Here is a 20729-nt window from a genome sequence, read left to right as displayed (position 1 = left end):
GGGGTCGGTGCGAACACCGACCCCCTTCTTCGGAGGGGATGTCAGAAGTCCAACAGATTATCGCGGAACTGGTTGTGCACATAGGTTTCTCGTACCAACCCGCGCCGACGCAGTGCAGGCACCAGACCATCCGTGACCTCGGTGTAGTACCGACGCCCCAACTTTCCGGTGATCAGGAAGCCGTCTCCGCCGACAGCGTCGATGACCTCCTCCATCTGTTCGGCAACGGTATCGGGCGTTCCCACCAGCGGCACCGACGTGATCGACCATGTCGCAGCCAGCTGGCGCAGCGTCTTGGGAGTGCCGTCGTCGTTGAACTTGCTACTGCCCGAACCCGCGAGGAAGTCCGCCAGCGTGGTCCGGTGACCGTTGGTGGACATCTCCGGCGGCGGTGCATCCATGTCGAGGGTCGACAGGTCGTTACCCGTCACCGCCGAGATGTGCGCGAGCGCCGCATGGACGCGGCCGTCGGTGGCTTCACGAGAGCGTGCATCGAGTTCCCGCGCCTCCTGATCCGTGTCGCCGAGCACCGGGGCCACGATGTACAGGATCTTGATCGAGTTCGGATCACGTCCTGCGTCGGAAGCTTTGGATCGAACATCGTCGCGGAAGGCCTTCATCGCCTCGATGCCCTGGGCTTGGCAGATGATCGTGTCCGCGTTGCGAGCAGCGAACATCCGTCCCCGAGGGGACCCGCCTGCCTGGCAGATCACCGGCCTGCCCTGCGGCATCGGCAGCGTGTTCAGCGGACCACGAGTGCGGTGATACTTGCCGACGTAATTGGCGTCGTGCACCTTGGTGTGGTCGGCGTAGGTGTTGGTCGTTCGGTCCATCACCACTGCGTCGGCATCCCAGGAACCCCAGAGCGCATCGACTGCCTCGACGAATTCCTCTGCGCGCTCGTATCGTTCGTCGTGCGGCGGCAGCGCTGCCATCCCGAAGTTCTGGGCCGCGCGGTCCTCACTGGAGGTCACCACGTTCCACCCGACCCGCCCGTGCGACATGTGGTCCAGAGTGGAGACGGTACGCGCCAGCAGGTACGGCGGATAGAAACTGGTGGACATCGTGGCCACGATCCCGAGCCGCGACGTGGCAGCGGCCAACATCGGAACCAGTGCCACCGGATCGTGTTTCGGGGCGTACTGCGCCTTCGCAAGATCGAATTCGGTCGTGCCGCCGTAGCTGTCGGACACCATTGCCGAATCCTCGAGCATCAGATAGTCGAAGCCCGCCCGTTCCAGTGCGCGGGCCATCTCGACGTGGAACCGTCCGTCTGCCCAGGTATCGGCGTCCGACCCGGTCCAGTGCGAGCTCCACACCGGTGGCCGAAAGCTGGTGAACCAGGCCAGGTGAATCCGAGGTGCGCTCATCGCGCACCTGCCAGATGCTCGCGGAAGTTGCTGCCCCGGTATCCGGTGCCTGCCACACCGCGACGAGAGAGCTCGGGCATCAGCCCGTCACAGACATCGTCGACGTATCGGCGGTTCAGCACGCCACCGCCGCCCCCGAAGAACAGGAATCCGTCTCCACCCACGTCGTCCATGACACTCTCCATTTCGTCGGCCACTGTCTGCGGCGTCCCGACGAGCCGGAGCGACTCCGTGCGTTCGGTGGCCACGGTCTCGCGAATGGACCGGCCGTTGGCCCATTTACGTAGGTTGTCGAGAATGCTGGTACTGCCCTCGGTACGTAGGTCGTCCGGAATCGGCTTGTCCACGTCGAGCATCGAGAAGTCGATGTCACCGGACAACATGATCAGCCGTCGCGCGATGGCCGCATCGGTCGCCTCGTAGTAGCGCTCGGCCTTGCGCCGCGCGTCGTCCTCGGTCTCCCCCAGGATCGGAGTCACCATGTACAAGACCTTGACGGCGTCCGGGTCGCGCCCGAACTCCGTTGCGCGGGCCCGCACCGTCTTTCGGTACTCACGCATCGCGTCACGCCCCTTGGGCGCAGCGACCACCAGATCCGACACCCTGGCGGCGAGATCGATACCGGACTTCGACGCGCCGGCCTGGCACAGCACCGGCTTGCCCTGTCGACTGGGCAGGGTGTTGAGCGGTCCACGGACAGAGAAGTGCTCGCCGTCGTGGTCGATGGTCCTGACCTTGCTGTGGTCCACATAGGACTCGAGGTTCGGCACGATCGGCGACGCGGCATCGGCGTCCCATGACGCCCACAGCTTGTTCGCGACGTCGACGAATTCCTCTGCGATCTCGTAGCGCGCGTCGTGAGTGGGCAAGGTGTCCCGGCCGAAGTTCTGCGCTGCACGATCACCCGTGGAGGTGACGATGTTCCAGCCGATTCGGCCTCGACTGAGGTGGTCGAGTGTCGACAGCAACCGGGTGAGCAGGAATGGCGGGTAGAAACTGGTGGACGCGGTGACGACGATGCCGATCCTGTCGGTCTCGTACGCCAGGCGCGAGGCCAGCGCCATCGGATCGTGCTTGGGGGCACGCGGCGTCCACTTGAGTTCGGATTCGAAAGTGCCGCCGTAGATGTCGGTCAGCGCGGTGGAATCCTCCAACATCACGAAGTCGATTCCCGCTCGTTCGAACCTGCGCACGATGTCGACAGCGAAAGAGCCGTCGGCCCAGTCTGTTCCGCCGGTACCGGCGAAGGGGCCGGTCCAGTCCGGTACGAGGTAGTTGGTGAACCACCCGAGTGTGAACGGTTGTGACATCGATCCTCTTTTCCCATGGAGTGATTGCGAATGGTGGGTGCAGGCACCGCAGATTCCTCGTTGACGACCACTTTCGTTTCGGGCGTCGAGATCGCGGTGGTGCGCCACGGTCGCAGAGCCAGCAGCAGTGCCAGCGCCGCGACCGGGATGCTCGCGGTGAAGGCGAGCGAGTACGACACCTGTGCTGCAACCGCTCCGGCAACGAGCGGACCGAGCATGGTGCCGACGTCGAAGGTGACCTGATAGACGGCGACAGGACTGCCACCTTTGCCCTCGAGAACGTCGCCGACCGTCGCTGCGCTGGCGACCATGGCGCACGTACCGCCCACTCCCCAGAGCACCATCGTCGCTATCAGGACCGGCAGCGTCGGAAAGGCGGCGAGAGCGCAGATTCCGAGCAGGATCGCCGCCGACCCGAACGCCAGCATGGGTCGCCTGCCCCAGCTGTCGACCAGCTTGCCCGCAGGTTTGACGACGACGATCTGCACTACGGCCCCGACCACGAGTACGAGGCCCGACACGAACGGGCTGCCGCCGATCACCGTGGCGACGAACAGTGGAACCAGTGTGAAACGCACACCGTTCCCGACCCAGCCGTTGGCGAAGTTCGACGCGATCGACGCACGAAAGCCTCGGTGTCGCATGGCGCTTCGTAGCGTCATGATCTCCGGTCGCGTCGACAGATCGTGCACGACGCCGTTCGCGGCGTCCTTCTTGTCGCTCGACCGGAAGGCGAACCAGACGACGGCGACACCGACGATCAACGTCACCGCGTGCGTCAGGAACGGCGCGCGGAGCGACAGCAATGCGACGGCACCGCCGATCACCGGCCCCAGGACGCCGCCGATCAGGAATCCCGATTGAAAGACGGACGCGGTTCTTCCTCCGGTGTCGGGGGTGCTGTAGCGGAACAGCAGCTGTTGACCGGCCACGGTGAACATCGCCGTGCCGACTCCGCCCACGGCCCGCAGGATCAGCAGCAACAGAAATGTCGGCGCGAATGCTGCAGCGAGCGAGGACATTGCGGCCAGCAGCAGGCCTGCGGTGAGCACCGACCGCTCGTCGAATCGCACGAGCAACCGTGAGGCACCGAAGGAGGACAGCACCCGGGTGAACGCATAGATGCTCACCACCGACGACGCCGCGAGATCGGAGACTCCGAAGTCTCGTGCGAACACCGGGATGACCGGGGCCACGACGCCGTACCCGAGTCCGATACACACGTTGACGAACGCCAACGCGTACACCGGCCCGGGAACCACGGAGTCTCTGCGCAGCAACCGCATCAGAACGACATGAGATTCTCACGGAACATCTCGTGTTCGTATTCGGTACGCACCAGTCCGCGGCGTTGCAGCGCTGGGACGAGGCCTTCGGTGATCTCCCCGACGTACCGGCGACCGATACTGCCGGTGATGAGAAATCCGTCGCCCCCAACGAAGTCCATCGTCTCGCCCATCTGCTCGGCAACGGAGTCCGGCGTACCGACGTAGTGCACGTTCTTCATCGACCAACCCAATGCCGCCGAACGCGGCGTGTTGCCGTACGAGAGGAAATCACCGAGCGTGGTTCGGTGTCCGTTGGTGGACAGTTCGGGGAACTCCTCGTCGAGTTGATATGTGGAGAGATCGATTTCGGTGAGCGCAGAGATGTGGCCGAGCGCGGACTCGATGCGTGAATCGACATCGGCTGCCATGCGCTCCACCTTCGCGCGAGCGTCCGCCTCGGTATCCGCCAGCACCGGTTGCGTGATGAACATGATCTTACAGCTGTCCGGGTCACGACCGGCCTTCTCCATCCGCATCCTGATGTCGTCGCGAAAGGCTTTCATCGCGGCCGGGTCCTTGGCTGCGCTGAGGATCGTTTCGGCGTTGCGAGCGGCGAACTCGCGTCCGCGCGGTGACCCGCCTGCCTGGCAGATCACCGGCTCGCCCTGCGGCGATCGAGGAAGATTGAGCGGCCCGCGAGACGCGTGGTACTTGCCTCGGAAGTTCGTCACGTGCACCTTGGTGTGGTCGACGTAGGTACCGCTCTCTCGATCGAGCACCATGGCATCGTCCTCCCACGATGCCCACAGCTGCTTGACCAGATCGACGAATTCGTCTGCGCGCTCGTACCTTTGGTCGTGCTCGGCCAGCTTGTCCATGCCGTAGTTCTGCGCAGCGCGATCCTCGCTCGACGTCACGACGTTCCAGCCGACGCGACCTCCACTGAGATGATCGAGCGTGGAGAACCGTCGAGCCAGCAACCACGGCGGATAGAACGACGTGGAGCAGGTAGCGATGACGCCGATGTGCTCGGTGGCTGCGGTCAGCATCGGCACCAGGGTGACGGGATCGTGCTTGGGCGCATACAGGCCGTACTTGAGGTCGACCCTGGACGTCTGCTCGTACGCATCGGAGACCATCGAGGAATCCTCGAGCATGATGTAGTCGAAGCAGGCCCGCTCGAGAGACCGCGCGAAATCAACGTGCAGTTCTCCGTTGGCCCAGGTCCGTCCTTCGTCGCCGGCCCAGGTCGTGTTCCACGGCGGGTTGGAGAAGTTGGTGAACCATCCCAGATGAAATTTGGTCATGCCGTGCTCCTTGTTCTCGATACGGGTCCGGTACTTGTGTTCAGCCGAGTCAGCTCGGCGGGTTCGTGTGGGTGCACTCCACGCCACACCGATGCCACAGCGGCAAGCAGTGCGGCGACGGCCATCACTGCGACGGCCAGGACGAATCCCGATGTCAGCGCTCCGAGTTCGATCTCCGTGGACATCCGTGCGTCACCGGAATACACCACCTCGCGCAGAGCAGGCGGAATTGCAGAGACGGCCAAGACCAGCGCGAGCGCGGTGCTGAGAGTCACCGCCGTGTTGTCCAGAGACACGCGAAGACCGTTGGCCATGCCCGACCGGTCGGCGGGCACACCCACGTTGATCGCCGACGCGTTGGCCGTCTTGAAGATGCCACCGGAGAGGCCGAGCAGAAACAGGATCACCACGATCGGCACGGACTGTGCCGGGCCCGCGATGTGCAACCCGAGCATTGTCAGAACGGCGGCGGTACCGAGCGTGGACACCGTGGTCAGGGTCCGCGTCGAGACGCGAGTGGAGAGGGCACCGGCGATCGGCGACATCACCGTCGTTCCGACCGCGAGTGCAGTGATCTGCAGGCCTGCATGGACGGGACTCGCCCCTTCGACGCTCTGCAGGTAGAGCGACATCGTCACCGCGACAGCGCCTTCGGCCATGGTGACCAGAAAGGAGGCGGTGTATGCGCTGCCCCGGAAGCGATCGATCAGCAACGTCGGATCCACGATCGGGTCCGCTGCGCGCTTCTCCCACCACCAGAACACCGGCAGCACGACGATCACGGCCACGAGCGGCAGCACCGCGTTCCACGAGCCGAAACCCGAACTGCCACCGCGGTTCACCCCGTAGACCAGTCCCCCGAGGATGACCATCGAGCCGACGGCACCGGCGAGATCGAACGATGTGTTACGGGCCTTAAGGGGGCTACGACGCAACGTGATCGCGGCCCATACCGTCCCCACGATGCCCAGAGGTACCAGGACGCCGAACACCCCTTGCCATCCGACGGTCTCGGTCAACACACCGCCGAGCAACGGTCCGATCGAAACGGCGAGCGACATGATCGTGATGTTCCAGCCGATGCCGATCGAGAGCTTCTGCGGATCGAACGCCTCGACGAGTAACGCCGTCGTGTTGGTGATCACCGCTGCTGCACCGATGCCCTGGACGATGCGAAGTCCGATGACGATGTTCGGATCGCTCGCCAGCGCGATGACCGCGGCACTGACGGTCAGGCATGCCAGTCCGGCGAGGTAGACCGGGCGTCGGCCCACGATGTCTGCGAGCTTGCCGAGCACCAGGATCAACACCGCTGTGGTGAGCAGATACGCGAGCATGAACCAATCCGTCTGTGCTGCAGACGCACCGAGTCCCGCGCTCATGTCCGGTAGCGCGACGGGGAGCATCGAGACCGATACGAACGTCAGGCTCATCCCGAGGCCGGTGACGGACAGCACGCGCCAGGGATAGGAGTCGGGCCGCACCTCCGTCACCGGATCGACCCTCGCAGTGGCGATCAGAAGTCCATCAGGTTGTCACGGAAGAGACTGTGCGCGTATCCGTCACGGATCAGTCCGCGCTTGCGCAGCTCGGGTGCCAGCCCGTCGGTGATCTCGCTGATGTAGCGCCGGTTCACGTTCGCGGAGATGAGGAACCCGTCGCCGCCGACCTCGGCGGCGATGTCGCCCATCTGCTCGGCCACAGCGTCGGCCGTACCGATCAGCTGGACGGACTTCCTGATGTCCGAGCTCGCCGCTTCGCGCAGCGTCATTCCGGTGGCGTTGGCACCGATCAACTCCATCGATGCTCTGCCGGCATTGGTCTCGACGGTCGGCATCGGGGCGTCGAGATCGAACTTCGAGAAGTCGATGCCACTGGCATAGGACATCGAGGCGAGGTTGATCTCGATGTTGTTGCGGAACCCGTCGAGAATCCGCTCGTTCTTGTCCTGCGCCTCGCGCTCGGTCTCCCCGAGCACCGGGCTGACGATGAACATGATCTTGCACGAATCCGGGTCGCGGCCCTCGACGACCATGCGGGCACGGACGTCGTCGCGATAGGACTTCATGGCCTCGACACTCTCGACCTGCGCGAGGATCGTCTCGGCGTGCTTGGCTGCGAAAGCACGACCTGCAGGTGAGCCACCGGCCTGGCAGATCACCGGTCGACCCTGCGGCGTCGGTGTGGTGTTGAGCGGTCCACGGGAGGAGTGGTACTTGCCCGCGAAATCGATGTTGTGAACCTTCTCGAAATCTGCGAACACACCCGCCTCACGATCGAGGCGAACCGCATCCGGCTCCCACGACGACCACAGTTGCTTGACGAGATCGATCCACTCGTCGGCCATCTCGTACCGGTGGTCGTGCTCGAACATGTCCGCGTAGCCGAAGTTCTGCGCTGTCCGAACGTTGTGCGAGGTCACCAGATTGACGCCTGCTCGCCCGTTGCTGAGGTGATCGAGCGTGGCAGACGTGCGCGCCGCCATGTAGGGCGGGTGGAACGACGTCGTCATAGTCGCGATGAGTCCCAGATGCTCGGTGTGCTGACTGAGGATGGGCAGCAACGAGTTCGGATCCTGTTTGGGAACCGAACGGGCATTGGCCAACCACCATTGCGATGAGCCACCGAACGAGTCCGGAACGAACGAGCCGTCCTCGAACATGATGTAGTCGAAGCCGGCGCGCTCGAGCGCCTTCGTCATGTCGATGTAGAGCTCGGGGTGGTTCCATTCGGTCCCGCCCTCCCCCGACCACATCTGGTTCCACGACTGCACCTGCCAGCTCAGGAACCAACCAAGGTGGAACATGTCTTCTCCTCTTCTCCGGAACCGGCGCGATCAGAAAGCGCGCAGATTGTCACGGAAGTGGCTGTGCTCGTATGATGTTCGCGTCAGACCTCGACGCTTGAGAGCGGGGACGAGCCCGTCGGTGATCTCGGCGACGTAACGCCGGTTCATCGGAGCTCCGGCGATGAGGAACCCGTCGCCGCCCACCTCCTGCATGACACCGTCCATCATGTCGGCGACGTCGTCGGGCGTGCCGACGAAATCGAGGGTGTCGATGGCACTGTGTCCGGTGAGGCGCTCACGCAGAGTCTGCGTTCCGTCTCCCCTGAACTCCGCGAAACTGCTTCTATGGCCGTTGCTTTCGAGGTCGACCGGTAGTGGCTCGTCCAGGTCGAACCGACTCAGGTCGATCCCCGAGAGGTGTGAACGACCGGCGAGAAGTCCATCGATGTTGCTCGACGCGGCATCTGCGCGACGCTTCTTCTTGGCCTTCGCCTCGGCTGTCGTCTCACCGAGAATCGGTGAGATCAGGTACATCACCTTGACGTCGTCGGGGTTGCGGCCGGCTTCGGCGGCACCGAGGCGAATGTCCTCGCGGTACCGACGCATCTTGTCGGTGCCGTGTGGATTGGAGATGATGGCGTCCGCGTGCTTGGCCGCGAATTCCTTGCCCTTGTCGGAGCCTCCTGCCTGGAGGAAGACCGGGCGGCGTTGCGGGCTGGGAATGGTGTTGAGGGGTCCGCGGGACTTGAAGAACTTCCCCTCGAAGTCGATCCGGTTGACCTTCTCGTGGTCGGCGTAGATGCCGCCCGGCGAGGTGTCCGCGTGCACCGCTCCGTCTTCCCACGAGTCCCACAACTTGCAGGCCACCTCGACGAACTCGTCGGCGATGTCGTAGCGCAGATCGTGCTCGGGCATGTCGAATCCGTAGTTCTGCGCTGCGCGAGTATTACTGCCGGTGACGATGTTCCAGCCGATGCGTCCCTGGGCGATGTGATCGAGTGTCGACATCAACCGCGCGACGGTGTACGGGTGATAGAACGTGGTCGTCAGCGTGGGCACGATGCCGAGATGCTTGGTGGTGTACGAGAGAATCCCGGCGAGTACGGCCGGATCATGTTTGGGCGCAGCGGATGCCGTCGCCAGGTAGTACTCCATCGATCCCTTGTAGGTATCGGAGACCTGAACCGAATCCTCCATGATGAGGAAGTCGAAGCAGGCGCGTTCGAGTGAGTGTGCGAGGTCGACGTACTGATCGGGCATCATCCAGTCGGTTGCCCCGGTACCGGACCACGGCTGGTTCCAGGATTGGACGCCGAAGCCGGCTCCGAGGAACCAACCGAGGTGAAATTTGTTGGCAGTCATAACGTTTCTCCAGACGAGCGGATGGTGGGTATCTAGAACTCGAGCAGGTGGTCACGCAGGTGTTCGCCGGTGTACTCGGTGCGCATCAGCCCACGTCGTTGCAGCGCAGGCACCAGTCCGTCGGCGATCTCACCGATGTAGCGCCGATTGTGTGGCTGGCTCCAGATCAGGAACCCGTCTCCGCCGACCTCTGCCATGGCCTCGCCCATCTGTGCGGCAACAGCATCGGGGGTGCCGACCAGTTCCATCGACTCCGTTCGGTACGCCACGCATGCTTCACGAAGCGTCCGGCCGTCGGCCCAGTTCCGGAAGTTCTCGAGAGTGGACTGATGTCCGTTGGTGTGCACGTCCTCGGGCATCGGCTTGTCCAGATCGAACGTGGAGAAGTCGATCTCCATGCTCGCCGACCAGCCGACCAGGACACCGGCCGGGTTGGCGCGCACCGCCTGGGCTTTGCGTTCCTGGCGTTCGAGGGCCTCCTCGTGCGTCTCCCCCAGAATCGGCGAGACGACGTACATCACCTTCGCCGAGTCGGGATCGCGGCCGTGCAGCTCCATCCGTCGGCGGATGTCGGCTCGGTACTCCTTCATCGCGGGAACACCTTTGGGCAGGGCCATGATCATGTCCGCGTGCTTGGCCGCGAAGTCGCGTCCGGCAGGCGACCCGCCGGCCTGGGTGATGACGGGCCTGCCCTGCGGGGAGGGCAGGGTGTTCAGTGGGCCGCGGGACGAGTAGTACTTACCCTGGAAGTCGATCGTACGGACCTTGGTGTGGTCGACGTACGTCGACGTCTCGCGGTCCATCACCACGGCGTCGGCGTCCCACGAATCCCACAGCTGTTCGACCAGATCGACGTATTCGTCTGCCCGGGCGTACCGTTCGTCGTGTGGCGGCAGCGCGTCCATGCCGAAGTTCTGTGCGGCACGATTCTCGCTGGAGGTCACCACGTTCCACGCGATACGTCCGGAGGACAGGTGATCGAGAGACGAGATGGACCGAGCGAGCAGGTAGGGAGGATAGAACGACGTCGATGCCGTCAGCGCGACGCCCAGGTGACTGGTGGCACGAGTGAGCAAGGGAGCCAACGCCATCGGATCTCCCTTCGGGGCCCATCCGCCGGTCTTCAGGGTCGCCTCCGAACTTCCGCCGTACGTGTCCGACACCATCGACGAATCTTCGAGGAGCAGGAAGTCGAAGCACGCGCGCTCGAGAGTCCTGGCGAAATCGACATAGAAGTCTCCGTTGAGCCAGTCCCCGCTGTCGGTGCCCTCGAAGGCCGCGTTCCAGGTCGTCGGTACGAAGCTGCCGAACCAACCGAGATGAAATCTGTTGTCTGTCATAGTGTCCTCGCTGGTTTTTCGTTCGCGCTGTGTCTTGACGACTACACCGCCTCGATGTTTCGACGAGCCGCATTCTCGGTAGCCGTCCGATTTCGCCGTCGTTCGGCGGCATTTCCGCACGCAGTTCGGTCTGGGCGGCGGATATGACCACCGACCGAACTGCCTGCGGCAGAGGAACCTACGAGCCCAGAGTCAGGTTGGAGTAGTCGATGCGGAAGTCGGTGCGCTGCACGAACCCGCCGATACCTGCCTCCAGCGCCACCGACGGCCGTACCCTGGCGATGAAGATGTAGGGGGCCTGCTCGGTCATGCGCAGCTCGGCCTGATTCCAGAACACTCCGGCCTCGGGGCTCAACGCGTCACCGGCATCGAGGCCTCGATCCACCATCGACAGGAACTCGGGATCGTTCCACAGAGCGATGTTGGAACCACCGCCCGGTTGCGTCAGCAGCTGCAGCGAATACGGCGGGGTCATGGTGACCGAGGCACCCATGGTCAGGCTTGCCTGGACCTTGCCGTCCAGGGTGTCGGCATTGAGTTGCGCTGCAGGCACTTCCGCGATCGTCACGTCGATGCCTGCTTCGGCTGCATTGGACTGGATCTGAATCGCCGTGTCCTGAGCGGCAGGGAGTTGGTTGTTGACGCTGAGGGTGAAGGCGAGACCGTCGAGTCCCGCTTCGGCGAGCAGCGACTTCGCACGTTCGGGGTCGCTGTCGAACTGGGGAAGATCGCTGCCGTCCCAGTTCGGCGCCTTGTCGTCGAGCACGTGGTTGTACTTGTACGCGCGACCGAAGAACACGTCGGACAGGATCTGGTCGTACGGGATCGCGTACGCCATCGCCTGGCGCACACGCACATCGTCGAACGGCGCGCTCGTGGTGTTCATCGAGAGCAACAGGTACTGATTGGAGGTGGTCGTCGGAACCGTCACGGCATCGTTGCTCGCCAAGCTCGCCTGGTCGGACGAGCGCAACGCCAGGGCCACGTCTGCGTCGCCGCGCGTGACCATGTTGGCCCGAGTGGCGGGGTCGGCCACGACGCGTCGAATGATCCGTTTGATCTCCGGCTCACCCAACACGAAGTTGGGATTGGCCGTCATGACGATCTCCTGGCCCGGGGTTACCGACTCCAACATGTATGCGCCGTAACCGAAATTGCCGCGCATCATGTCCTCGGCACCCCATGCAACCGCGTACGGATCCTCGGGAGTGGCGTTCTCGATCAGATAGTTGCTGTCGTAGATCGACCCGATGTTCTCCGCCAGATTGGCCAGCAGGGTCAGACCGTAGCCGGCCTTCTCGACGGTGAAGCTGACGGTGTAGTCGTCGATCTTCTCGATCTGCGTTGCCGGGTCGGTCAACATCGGCTTGTAGTAGCCGGCCATGCCTCCGCCCGGGGTGGCGAACTTGCGCTCGAAGGACCACAGGACGTCGTCGGCATCGAGTTCGTTGCCGTGGTCACTCATCACACCCTGTCGGAGCGAGAAGGTGTAGACGAGTTGATCGGGGCTCACCTCGTAGCTCTCGGCGAGATAGGGCTCGAAATCGTAGAAGTCCTGCACCAGCGCGTCGGAGCCTTCCTCCTCCACGTACGGCTTACGGATCAGCTGGGCGTGCATGTTGTTGGTGACGTCCTGGTTGTCGGTGCCGGCGGTGTAGCCGTAGTCCCGAACCACGTTCGACGCCTGGTCGGGGGTCACCACGATGATCTCCCCCGAGCTCGACGCCGAGGTCTCGCCTCCGCCGTCCGAGCACGCAGTCAGTGCAAGGGCACCGACGAGCAACGGCACCGCCCATCTGAGTCCGACGGGCAATCGATGAGAAGCTTTCATGACAGGTTGTTCTCCTTGTTCGGTGCACGAGTGCAGGTGTCATCGCCGATCGAGCCCTGAGGCTTCGATCGTGGGAGACCATGCACGAGAGTGGTATTCGCGGACTGCACTGTCCGATACGAAAGAGGGCCGTAGGAAAGAGGGCCGATGTCAGTGCGAGCGGCGGGTGCCCTCGGTGAGCTTGCGGCCGACGACGGCAACCGATGCCACAGTCAGGCACAACGCGAAGGCAGGTGCGCCGGCCGACCACAGCTTCCCGATAGCGGCATCGCCTGCGCCGCGCGTGATCATCGAGCCCCATTCGGGGGTGGGCGGCGGCAGGCCGACGCCGAGGAAGCCGAGCGCGGCGGTGAGAATGATCGTCATGCCGAACACCACCGACGCGTTCTGCAATGCGGGCACCGAGGAGTTGGGCAGTACGTGCCGGAACACCAACTGGGTCTCGGACAGTCCAGCCTGACGGGCCGCGTCGAGATACGCGTCGCCGCGCACCCGCAGTACCTCGGTGCGGACCAGACGCGCCTGAATCGGCGCAAGAATGATCGACAGTGTGAAGATCATCGTGATCGAGGACGTTCCGAAGAACGAGACGACGACCAGCGCGACGATCACCGTGGGAACGGCCTCGAGCAGATCCAGAAAACGTGCGGCCCCGCGGGCCAGGAATCCGCCGAGACCGCGGCCCGACTCGCTCATTCCGATGGTCAACCCGATCAGGATGCCTGCCACGGTTGCGGCGATCGTGACCGCGAGCGCGATGGTGACATCGATGCGGGCACCGGCAATGGTGCGCGAGAAGACATCGAGTCCGTTGGAGTCGGTTCCCAACCAGAACTCCGAGTCCGGAGACTGGGACGGCGAGCCGACGACCTTGGTGGGATCGAACGGGACGATCCACGGTCCGATCAGGGTGATCAGCAGGATCAGGGCCAGTGGAACGAACAGTGCCACGGTGCCGATCGACATCGACCTTCGCGGACGACGTGGGCCGGTGCGGGCGTCGGAGACGGCCTTCTTCGGAACCAGAGCAACCATCAGGAACCACCTCCGGCTCGGCCCGGCTTGCGCCGAGGGTCGAGCAACATGTTGACGAGATCGACACACAGGAACACGATCAGTGAGATCGCCGCGACGACGAGCAGAAATCCCTGCAGCGCAATCAGATCCGTCGCTGCAACGGCCTCGACGGCGTACCGCCCCATGCCGCCGAGCCCGAACAGGGTCTCGAGAATGACCGCTCCTCCGAGCAGGGACCCGAACACCATGCCGAACAGGGCGACGGTCGGCGGCAAGGCCCGACGGTATGCACTTGCGTAGATGTACTTGCGAGCCGAACCGGTCGCGATCTTGAACATCGTCGGTTGCGCGGTGAGACTCGAATCGAGTGCTGTCAAAAGCTGTTTGAGCAGAATCGGAGTGACCGAGAGCACGAGCACGGCGATCGGTAGAAACAGGTGCGAGACCATCGAGGACACCACGACCGTGTCGCCCCGCAGAACGGCGTCGAGCAGCGGAAGGGAGGTAATCGGTTCGGGCTCGGTCAGTCCTGCCCTGACTCGACCCGACGGGGCCGGGACCACCTGCAGGGTGGCGTAGAACAGGAAGATGCCGACGACTCCTACGACGAATTCCGGCACGGCACCGGCGGCTTGGGCGTACCCGCGCACCATCCGTGCAGCCAGGGACTTCGGGCGGGCAACGACGACGGTCGAGAGCGCCAGCGTGATCGCCAACAGAAAGGCGAAGGCGATGCCCGCCAATTCGAGGGTTCCGGGCAGGCGGTCTGCGATGTCCGCAGTGACCGGTCTGCCGGTCATGATCGCGTTGCCGAGATCGAAGTGCAGCAGATTGCCCAGGTAGGTCGTCAACTGCGACCACAGGCTTCCGTCGAGGCCGAGTTCGGCCTTGGTGGCCAGGTAGTCCGCTTCCGTGGCCTCGGGACCGACCACCTCACGTGCGGGGTCGCCGGGGATCGCGCGAACCAGGAAGAACGCCGCGATCGCGAACACGAGCAGATGCAGCGGAAGCACAGCGATTCGGCCGAGCCACCACCGTTGCCGTCCGAGAAACCCGGTCATCGCGTTGCCGCCACGGCGAGTTGCTCGATGTCCTCGGCACCGCGGTAGGCCTCGAGAAGCTCCGCCGTGTACGGGTCCTGGGGACGTTCGACCACGTCGTCGGTAGTGCCCTGCTCCACGATCACACCGTTTCTCATGACCACCATGTCCCTGGCGATGAACGCCGTCGCGGGTAGTCCGTGCGAGACGAACACCAAGCCACAGTCCGCGTCGATGCAGTACTGCCGCAACATGTTCAGGATTGCTCCCTGGACCGATACATCCAATGCCGATACCACCTCGTCGCACAGGAGAATTCGCGGTCGGACCACCAGCGCCCTGGCTATCGAGAACCGTTGACGCTGACCGCCCGATACCTCGGTGGGAAACCGATCGGCCATGGCCGGATCGAGTTCGAGTGATTCCAGTGTCGAGTTCACCTGTGCGTCGGCAGCTTTCGCGTCCATCCCGAGAAGACGCATGGCAGGCAACCGGACAGCGTCACGCAACGTTCTGCGTGGGTCGAACGAGGACGTCGTGTCCTGTGCGACGTACTGCACCTTCGCTCTGAACTCGCGCCTACCGGCACGGGTCGAGAGCACCCCGGACAACTCGGCACCGTTGTACGACACCGATCCCGCCGAGGGCGAGAGCAATCCGCACATCATGCGAACCAATGTCGATTTACCGGAGCCGGACTCGCCGACGATTCCGATGGCCGAGCTCGACGTCACCTTCATGCTGATGTCGTCCACGGCCGGCGACCCGGACCCACGACGGTCGAAGCTCTTGCACACGTGTTCGGCGTCGATCTCGGCATACGCTGCGCGCAGGTTGCCACTCATCACGATCCTCCAAGCCGATTGTCTCCAGCAGAGCTATTGCTCGATGCGCACAGCATTCTCGGCACGCGTTACTGGAAGGGACGTTCGGCGTAACTGAAGTATTACGCCGTTCGAATCCCCTGGTCAGAGGGATCCGAAATTAATTAACGCCGGAGTGACATAGGTCTCGGCCCGCCTCTGCAGCGCTGCTCGGCGGCGTTATCGGAACCGACAAACCGCCCGAGCAGGTGATGTTTGCGGCGTAATAACTCATTTACGCCTGCGCCACGTTCGGTAATGCGTTTGCAGGAGGCTTCCTTCATCGGCAACCCGCACGTTGCCCAACCATCACGAGAGGGATTGGCATGAACAACCACGCTCCCGCCGACAGCGTCGTGTCGACGCAGTCGTCCACCGGTCGAATCGACGCAGGCGTCGCCGCATGATGCATCTCGGCTGGTTCTTCACGACGGGCTTCGGGGTCTACGGCTGGAACCAACCGTGGTCGGGCAACGTGGCGTCCGACGTCGGTCGACCCGATCTCTTCGTCGATGCTGCGCGAAGCCTCGAGCGTGCAGGCTTCGACTACATCATGCTCGAGGATTCGTCGGTACTGTCCAACGTCTACCGTGGGACGTTCGAAAGCTCCGTACGCCGCGGCACCACGGTGCGTTTCGACCCGATGCCCCTCGTCCCGCTGATGGCGGACGCCACCGAGCGCATCGGCATCATCGCCACCGTCGCCACGACGTTCTATCCGCCGTTCCTGGCCGCCCGACTGATGTCGACTCTCGACCACCTGACCGAGGGGCGGGTCGGGATCAATCTCGTCACCGCGAGCGCCGACGGAGCCGCACAGAACTACGGACTGGCCAAGCAGATCGAACACGATCTCCGCTACGAGATGGCCGACGAATGGGTGGACGTCGTCACGCAACTGTGGGATTCGTGGGACGAGGACGCCCTGGTTCTGGACTCGGAATCCGGAGTGTTCGCCGATCACGAAAAGATTCACACGATCGATTTCGAGGGCAAGTACTACGCCTCGCGAGGTCCGCTGAACGTCCCGCGCGGCCCCCAGGGTCGTCCGGTCATCTGCCAAGCCGGAGGTTCTCCCGCCGGCCGCGCATTCGGTGCAAAACACGCCGACACCATCATCGCCAATGTCCGCGGACTGGATGCCATGAAGGAGTACCGCGAGGACATCAGCCGCAGGCTCGTCGAGTACGGCCGCAAGCCCGACGATGTCAAAGTGCTGTTCCTGGTCAGCCCCATCATGGCCGATACCGACGAGGAAGCTCTGGTCAAACGCGATCGGATGCGCGAAGTGCAACGAAACAACATCGACGGCATCCTGTCGGCGATGTCGTACTTCAGCAGCACCGATTTCTCACAGTTCGACATCGACGCGCCGGTTCCCGATCTGACCCAGTACAACGGGCACCAGAGCACGCTCGCGGACATGGCGAAAACCGGCAAGACCCTGCGCGAGATCGTGGCGAACTATCCGACCACGGAATCGATGGAGCTCGTCGGAACGGTCGAGACAGTGGCCGAGAAAATGGAGGAGGCAATGGAATTCATCGGCGGAGACGGCTTCCTCATCGCATCTCCTGTCACACGCAAAGCCATCGCCGAAGTCTCCGACGGTCTCGCTCCGGCGCTGCGTCGTCGCGGAGCGATTCGCGACGGTTATTCGCGAACCACGTTCCGAGAGAACCTCGCTGCCTTCTGATGCAGGTGGCGTTGTGCCCCATGGATTTCGGCGTTTCCCCAGCTCGACGGTCTGCATCGCCGAGCACGACACGGCGCAATCGACATGCAACCGGGAAGTCTCGAGGGTGCTACGCACGTGCTGTTTGCTGGTGTCATCGCCCCAACGAAAGGTTCACGTATGAAAATCACCGTAGTGGCGGGCAATCCGAAACCCGAGTCACGAACACTCGACGCCGCCCGCGTTCTCGCCACCGCACTGACGGGTGAGCCGGGCGGAACCGTCGACGTGATCACCCTCGGACCCGGGCTCCTCGGATGGGGTGACGCCGCAGTTCAGGCTGCAGTGGACACCGTGTCGTCCTCCGATCTCGTCGTCTTCGCAAGTCCGACCTTCAAGGCGACGTACACCGGAGTGCTGAAGTTGTTCCTCGACCAGTTCGCAGGCGACACCGGACTGAAGAATGTCGTTGCCGTTCCGCTCATGTTGGGTGCCGGTCCCGCCCACGCCATGGCGCCCGATCTGTTTCTCAAACACGTTCTCGTCGAACTCGGCGCGGTCACACCGGCACCCGGCCTCTACCTCATCGATTCGACCTACACCACCGATTCCCGAATCACCGACTACGTAACTCGCTGGGGCGACACCATTCTCGCCGCTGCCCGAACCCGAACGGATGCATCATGACCCTGAGCACCACAAGCTTCGACCAGTCCGTGCTGCGAAACGCGTTCGGACAGTTCCCCAGCGGCGTCGTCGCCGTCTGCGCCGAGATCGACGGAGTACAGGTCGGGATGGCGGCAAGCAGCTTCGTCGCGGTGTCGATCGATCCACCTCTCGTTGCATTCTGTGTTCAGGACACCTCGACCACGTGGCCCAAGTTCGCGGCAGCACCGCGAATCGGGATCAGCGTGCTCGGCGAACTCCACGACGTCGCGGCGCGCACACTCGCGGCGAAGACGGGTAACCGCTTCGAGGGGCTGACGACCGTGACGACGGAGGACGGTGCCCTGTTCATCGACGGTGCGAGCATGTGGTTGGACGCCTCGGTGACCGAGCAGGTCACAGCCGGTGACCACGACATCGTTCTGATGCGCATCAACGAACTGGAAATCAAGGACGGCGTCGCACCGATGGTGTTCCACGGCAGTAAGTTTCGCCGACTGGCGGTAGACCTCTGATGAGTACCGTCGAACATGCCCTCGATGCCCTCCGGGCCGGAAAGCCGGTGTTCGTCACCGATTCGGCCGATCGGGAGAACGAGGGCGACGTGATCTTGGCGGCGGACCGCGTCAGTCCCGCGTGGACGGCCTGGACCGTCCGCAACACCTCGGGGTTGCTGTGCGCTCCGATGAGCGACGCACGGGCAGATGCCCTGGAGCTACCCCCGATGGTGTCGAACAATCAGGACCCGAAGAAGACGGCCTACACCGTGACCGTCGACGCGGCCGCGGGGATCACCACCGGCATCAGCGCGGCCGACCGCGCGAAGACCTTGCAGGTGCTGGCAGATCCGGGCGCAGTGGCGTCGGACATCATCCGGCCAGGGCACGTTCTCCCTCTGCGCGCTCGCCCGGGTGGGGTTCTGGAACGACCGGGACACACCGAGGCCGCCGTCGACCTGTGTGCTCTCGCCGGCTTGCCCGCCGTGGGAGTGATCGCCGAGCTGGTGGCCGACGACGGATCGATGATGCGCTTTCCCGAGATCGAGAACCTGGGCACCCGTCTGAACCTTCCGGTACTCACCATCGAGGAGCTCATCGCGTACCGCCAACTTCGGGACCCTGCACCGGTTGCCGGGCCCGCTCGCGTCGGGCGGGTGGTGGAGACCGTCCTCACGACGCCACACGGCACGTTCGCGATGTTCGGCTACACCGATCACGAGACCGGGGCCGAGCACGTGGCGCTGGTCTCCGGAGACGTCACCGACAACGCGTTGGTGAGAGTGCATTCGGAGTGCCTCACCGGTGAATCGTTCCTCTCGCAGCGCTGCGAGTGTGGTCCGCAACTCGAGACTGCCCTCGAACGAATCGCTGCGGAGGGCGGCGTGCTGGTGTACCTCCGCGGGCACGAAGGTCGCGGCATCGGCTTGCTGAAAAAGCTTGCTGCATATCGACTTCAGGACGAGGGATTCGACACCGTACAAGCCAATCTCGAGCTCGACGAGCCGGCAGATGGACGCGAATACGGCGGCGCCGCAGCCATTCTGAAAGATCTCGGTCTGAGCACAGTCCGCCTGCTGACCAACAATCCGGACAAGATTCGTGGCCTCGAAGCGCACGGGGTCGACGTGAGTGCACGACTGCCGATCATCGTCGGTGCCGCGCGGGCCAACATCCGATACCTGGAAACGAAACGCTCCCAGATGGGTCACCTGCTCCCCCAGGGTATTGCGCAGGGGTGGTGAACCGCCACCTCGAACCGAGGGCTACACCCGACGAGCGGGCACCGTGATTCCGCGCGCATCGAGGATCGGACGCACGCCCTCGGCGAAGTGATACGCCTCTTCCAGGTGCGGGTAGCCCGAGAGGATGAACTCGTCGAAGCCTGCATCGTGGTATTCGCCGATCAGGTTCGCGACCTCCTCGTGCGAACCGACCAGGGCCGTCCCGGCTCCGCCGCGAACGAGTCCGACACCCGCCCACAAGTTCGGGTAGATCTCGAGCGAATCCTTGCTGCCGCCGTGCAAAGCGGCCATCCGGCGCTGCCCCTCGGACTGCGAGGACGAGTGCAGTGCGTGAGTCTGGGACACCTGATCCTCGGGAAGCTCGTCGAGAAGCTTCTGTGCGACGGCCCAGGCCTCCTCGGACGTGTCACGGCTGATGGTGTGCAGGCGAATCCCGTAAGTGAGCTTGCGGCCCTGGGCGTCCGCGAGCGCCTGCACCTTCTCGATCTTGGCGCGAGCGTCGGCCGGCGGCTCGCCCCACGTCAGGTACGTCTGCACTCGCTTGGCCGCGACCTCGAGAGCCGGCTCGGACGAACCACCGAACCAGAACTCCGGCAACGGATCCGGTGCCTCGGACACCCGTGCATCGGCCACCTCGAAGAACTCGCCCTTGTAATCGACCGACGGCTCGGTCCAGATGCGTTGAACGAGTTCGAGAAACTCGTCGGTGCGAGCGTAGCGACGATCGTGGTCTATCCAGTCCCCGAACCGACGCTGCTCGACGTCGTCGCCGCCGGTGACGATGTTGAACAACACACGTCCCTCCGAGAAGCGCTGCAACGTCGCCGCCTGCTGCGCCGCCAACGTGGGCGGTGTGAGGCCGGGACGGAAGGCGACGAGGAACTTCAGCCGTCGGGTGCTCTGCAGTAGAGCAGCCGTGGTCAGCCACGCGTCCTCGCACCAGGTTCCCGTCGGAGTCAGCACGCCCTCGAAGTCGAGTCGGTCCGCAGCCTGCGCCACCTCGGTGAGGTAGCGCAGCGACGGGCGACGAAACCCGGCGGGTTCGCGGAGGTTACCGGATGCGTGGGAGGCGCCGACGATGGAACGGCCGTCGCCCGCGGTGGGAAGGAACCAGAAGATGCGTGCGGTCACGAGCGAACTCCTACGACGTG

The 20729-nt window shown here is 63.9% G+C and carries 17 protein-coding genes; 4 read left to right on the top strand and 13 right to left on the bottom strand.

The window, feature by feature from the left end; all coding sequences use genetic code 11:
* Window positions 1–41: 41 nt before the first annotated feature.
* The 12 genes from CH274_RS16360 to CH274_RS16305 all read right to left on the bottom strand — a co-directional run bounded on the left by CH274_RS16360 (window position 42) and on the right by CH274_RS16305 (window position 15478).
* Entirely contained in the window at window positions 42–1370 is a 1329-nt protein-coding gene (locus CH274_RS16360; RefSeq protein ID WP_094658118.1) for an NtaA/DmoA family FMN-dependent monooxygenase, read from the bottom strand.
* Window positions 1367–2563 carry an NtaA/DmoA family FMN-dependent monooxygenase gene (locus CH274_RS16355; RefSeq protein ID WP_256993605.1) on the bottom strand — a complete coding sequence of 399 codons (1197 nt, stop codon included), beginning with the start codon at window positions 2561–2563 and terminating at the stop codon, window positions 1367–1369. Before CH274_RS16355 ends, CH274_RS16360 begins: the two co-directional genes overlap by 4 nt.
* Window positions 2527–3966 carry an MFS transporter gene (locus CH274_RS29740; protein ID WP_094658116.1) on the bottom strand — a complete coding sequence of 480 codons (1440 nt, stop codon included), beginning with the start codon at window positions 3964–3966 and terminating at the stop codon, window positions 2527–2529. The genes CH274_RS16355 and CH274_RS29740 overlap by 37 nt, the downstream gene beginning before the upstream one ends.
* The gene (locus tag CH274_RS16345) at window positions 3966–5255 is read right to left on the bottom strand and encodes an NtaA/DmoA family FMN-dependent monooxygenase (RefSeq protein WP_094658115.1); all 1290 of its coding nucleotides are present in this window, start codon (window positions 5253–5255) and stop codon (window positions 3966–3968) included. Before CH274_RS16345 ends, CH274_RS29740 begins: the two co-directional genes overlap by 1 nt.
* On the bottom strand, window positions 5252–6748 hold the full coding sequence (locus CH274_RS16340; protein ID WP_094658114.1) for an MFS transporter: 1497 nt from the start codon (window positions 6746–6748) through the stop codon (window positions 5252–5254). Before CH274_RS16340 ends, CH274_RS16345 begins: the two co-directional genes overlap by 4 nt.
* A gap of 23 nt (window positions 6749–6771) precedes the next feature.
* A complete protein-coding gene (locus CH274_RS16335; RefSeq protein WP_045199406.1) occupies window positions 6772–8061 on the bottom strand; it encodes an NtaA/DmoA family FMN-dependent monooxygenase in 1290 nt (429 codons plus the stop codon).
* Between the two features lie 30 nt (window positions 8062–8091).
* The gene (locus tag CH274_RS16330; RefSeq protein ID WP_094658113.1) at window positions 8092–9405 is read right to left on the bottom strand and encodes an NtaA/DmoA family FMN-dependent monooxygenase; all 1314 of its coding nucleotides are present in this window, start codon (window positions 9403–9405) and stop codon (window positions 8092–8094) included.
* Between the two features lie 32 nt (window positions 9406–9437).
* Window positions 9438–10745 carry an NtaA/DmoA family FMN-dependent monooxygenase gene (locus CH274_RS16325; RefSeq protein WP_094658112.1) on the bottom strand — a complete coding sequence of 436 codons (1308 nt, stop codon included), beginning with the start codon at window positions 10743–10745 and terminating at the stop codon, window positions 9438–9440.
* A 178-nt stretch (window positions 10746–10923) separates the two neighbouring features.
* Window positions 10924–12576 (bottom strand): ABC transporter substrate-binding protein, encoded by a 1653-nt coding sequence (locus CH274_RS16320; RefSeq protein ID WP_094658111.1) that lies wholly within the window; start codon window positions 12574–12576, stop codon window positions 10924–10926.
* Window positions 12577–12726: 150 nt separating this feature from the next.
* On the bottom strand, window positions 12727–13611 hold the full coding sequence (locus CH274_RS16315; protein ID WP_256993604.1) for an ABC transporter permease: 885 nt from the start codon (window positions 13609–13611) through the stop codon (window positions 12727–12729).
* On the bottom strand, window positions 13611–14654 hold the full coding sequence (locus CH274_RS16310) for an ABC transporter permease (protein ID WP_094658110.1): 1044 nt from the start codon (window positions 14652–14654) through the stop codon (window positions 13611–13613). Before CH274_RS16310 ends, CH274_RS16315 begins: the two co-directional genes overlap by 1 nt.
* A complete protein-coding gene (locus CH274_RS16305) occupies window positions 14651–15478 on the bottom strand; it encodes an ABC transporter ATP-binding protein (RefSeq protein ID WP_045199396.1) in 828 nt (275 codons plus the stop codon). Before CH274_RS16305 ends, CH274_RS16310 begins: the two co-directional genes overlap by 4 nt.
* 421 nt (window positions 15479–15899) lie before the next feature.
* Here CH274_RS16305 and CH274_RS16300 point away from each other — a divergent pair, with 421 nt between their 5' ends.
* From CH274_RS16300 to ribA, 4 genes are all read left to right on the top strand, one after another.
* Window positions 15900–17192, top strand: a complete 1293-nt coding sequence (locus CH274_RS16300; RefSeq protein WP_094658109.1) for an NtaA/DmoA family FMN-dependent monooxygenase — start codon at window positions 15900–15902, stop codon at window positions 17190–17192.
* A 159-nt stretch (window positions 17193–17351) separates the two neighbouring features.
* Window positions 17352–17858 (top strand): NADPH-dependent FMN reductase, encoded by a 507-nt coding sequence (locus CH274_RS16295; RefSeq protein ID WP_094658108.1) that lies wholly within the window; start codon window positions 17352–17354, stop codon window positions 17856–17858.
* Complete coding sequence (locus CH274_RS16290; protein ID WP_094658107.1) at window positions 17855–18352, top strand: flavin reductase family protein; 498 nt, start codon at window positions 17855–17857, stop codon at window positions 18350–18352. The genes CH274_RS16295 and CH274_RS16290 overlap by 4 nt, the downstream gene beginning before the upstream one ends.
* Window positions 18352–19578, top strand: coding sequence for a GTP cyclohydrolase II (gene ribA, locus CH274_RS16285; protein WP_094658106.1), 1227 nt, complete (start codon window positions 18352–18354; stop codon window positions 19576–19578). The genes CH274_RS16290 and ribA overlap by 1 nt, the downstream gene beginning before the upstream one ends.
* A 21-nt stretch (window positions 19579–19599) precedes the next feature.
* Here the strand turns inward: ribA and CH274_RS16280 are convergent, their stop codons facing one another.
* Window positions 19600–20709 carry an LLM class flavin-dependent oxidoreductase gene (locus CH274_RS16280; protein WP_094658105.1) on the bottom strand — a complete coding sequence of 370 codons (1110 nt, stop codon included), beginning with the start codon at window positions 20707–20709 and terminating at the stop codon, window positions 19600–19602.
* Between the last annotated feature and the right edge of the window lie 20 nt (window positions 20710–20729).

This window comes from Rhodococcus sp. 06-418-5 (assembly GCF_002258285.1).
In the GTDB taxonomy this organism is placed as follows: Bacteria; Actinomycetota; Actinomycetes; order Mycobacteriales; family Mycobacteriaceae; genus Rhodococcoides.
Note: the sequence above shows the minus strand (reverse complement) of the source record. Positions and strands in the feature narration are given on the sequence as shown.

Bases quoted from the DNA above. Each gene is read 5' to 3' on its own strand.
- CH274_RS16305 (WP_045199396.1), bottom strand. From the start codon at position 15,478: ATGAGTGGCAACCTGCGCGCAGCGTATGCCGAGATCGACGCCGAACAC.
- ribA (WP_094658106.1), top strand. From the start codon at position 18,352: ATGAGTACCGTCGAACATGCCCTCGATGCCCTCCGGGCCGGAAAGCCG.
- CH274_RS16335 (WP_045199406.1), bottom strand. From the start codon at position 8,061: ATGTTCCACCTTGGTTGGTTCCTGAGCTGGCAGGTGCAGTCGTGGAAC.
- CH274_RS16300 (WP_094658109.1), top strand. From the start codon at position 15,900: ATGATGCATCTCGGCTGGTTCTTCACGACGGGCTTCGGGGTCTACGGC.
- CH274_RS16345 (WP_094658115.1), bottom strand. From the start codon at position 5,255: ATGACCAAATTTCATCTGGGATGGTTCACCAACTTCTCCAACCCGCCG.
- CH274_RS16320 (WP_094658111.1), bottom strand. From the start codon at position 12,576: ATGAAAGCTTCTCATCGATTGCCCGTCGGACTCAGATGGGCGGTGCCG.
- CH274_RS16295 (WP_094658108.1), top strand. From the start codon at position 17,352: ATGAAAATCACCGTAGTGGCGGGCAATCCGAAACCCGAGTCACGAACA.
- CH274_RS16310 (WP_094658110.1), bottom strand. From the start codon at position 14,654: ATGACCGGGTTTCTCGGACGGCAACGGTGGTGGCTCGGCCGAATCGCT.
- CH274_RS29740 (WP_094658116.1), bottom strand. From the start codon at position 3,966: ATGCGGTTGCTGCGCAGAGACTCCGTGGTTCCCGGGCCGGTGTACGCG.
- CH274_RS16360 (WP_094658118.1), bottom strand. From the start codon at position 1,370: ATGAGCGCACCTCGGATTCACCTGGCCTGGTTCACCAGCTTTCGGCCA.
- CH274_RS16330 (WP_094658113.1), bottom strand. From the start codon at position 9,405: ATGACTGCCAACAAATTTCACCTCGGTTGGTTCCTCGGAGCCGGCTTC.
- CH274_RS16325 (WP_094658112.1), bottom strand. From the start codon at position 10,745: ATGACAGACAACAGATTTCATCTCGGTTGGTTCGGCAGCTTCGTACCG.
- CH274_RS16290 (WP_094658107.1), top strand. From the start codon at position 17,855: ATGACCCTGAGCACCACAAGCTTCGACCAGTCCGTGCTGCGAAACGCG.
- CH274_RS16315 (WP_256993604.1), bottom strand. From the start codon at position 13,611: ATGGTTGCTCTGGTTCCGAAGAAGGCCGTCTCCGACGCCCGCACCGGC.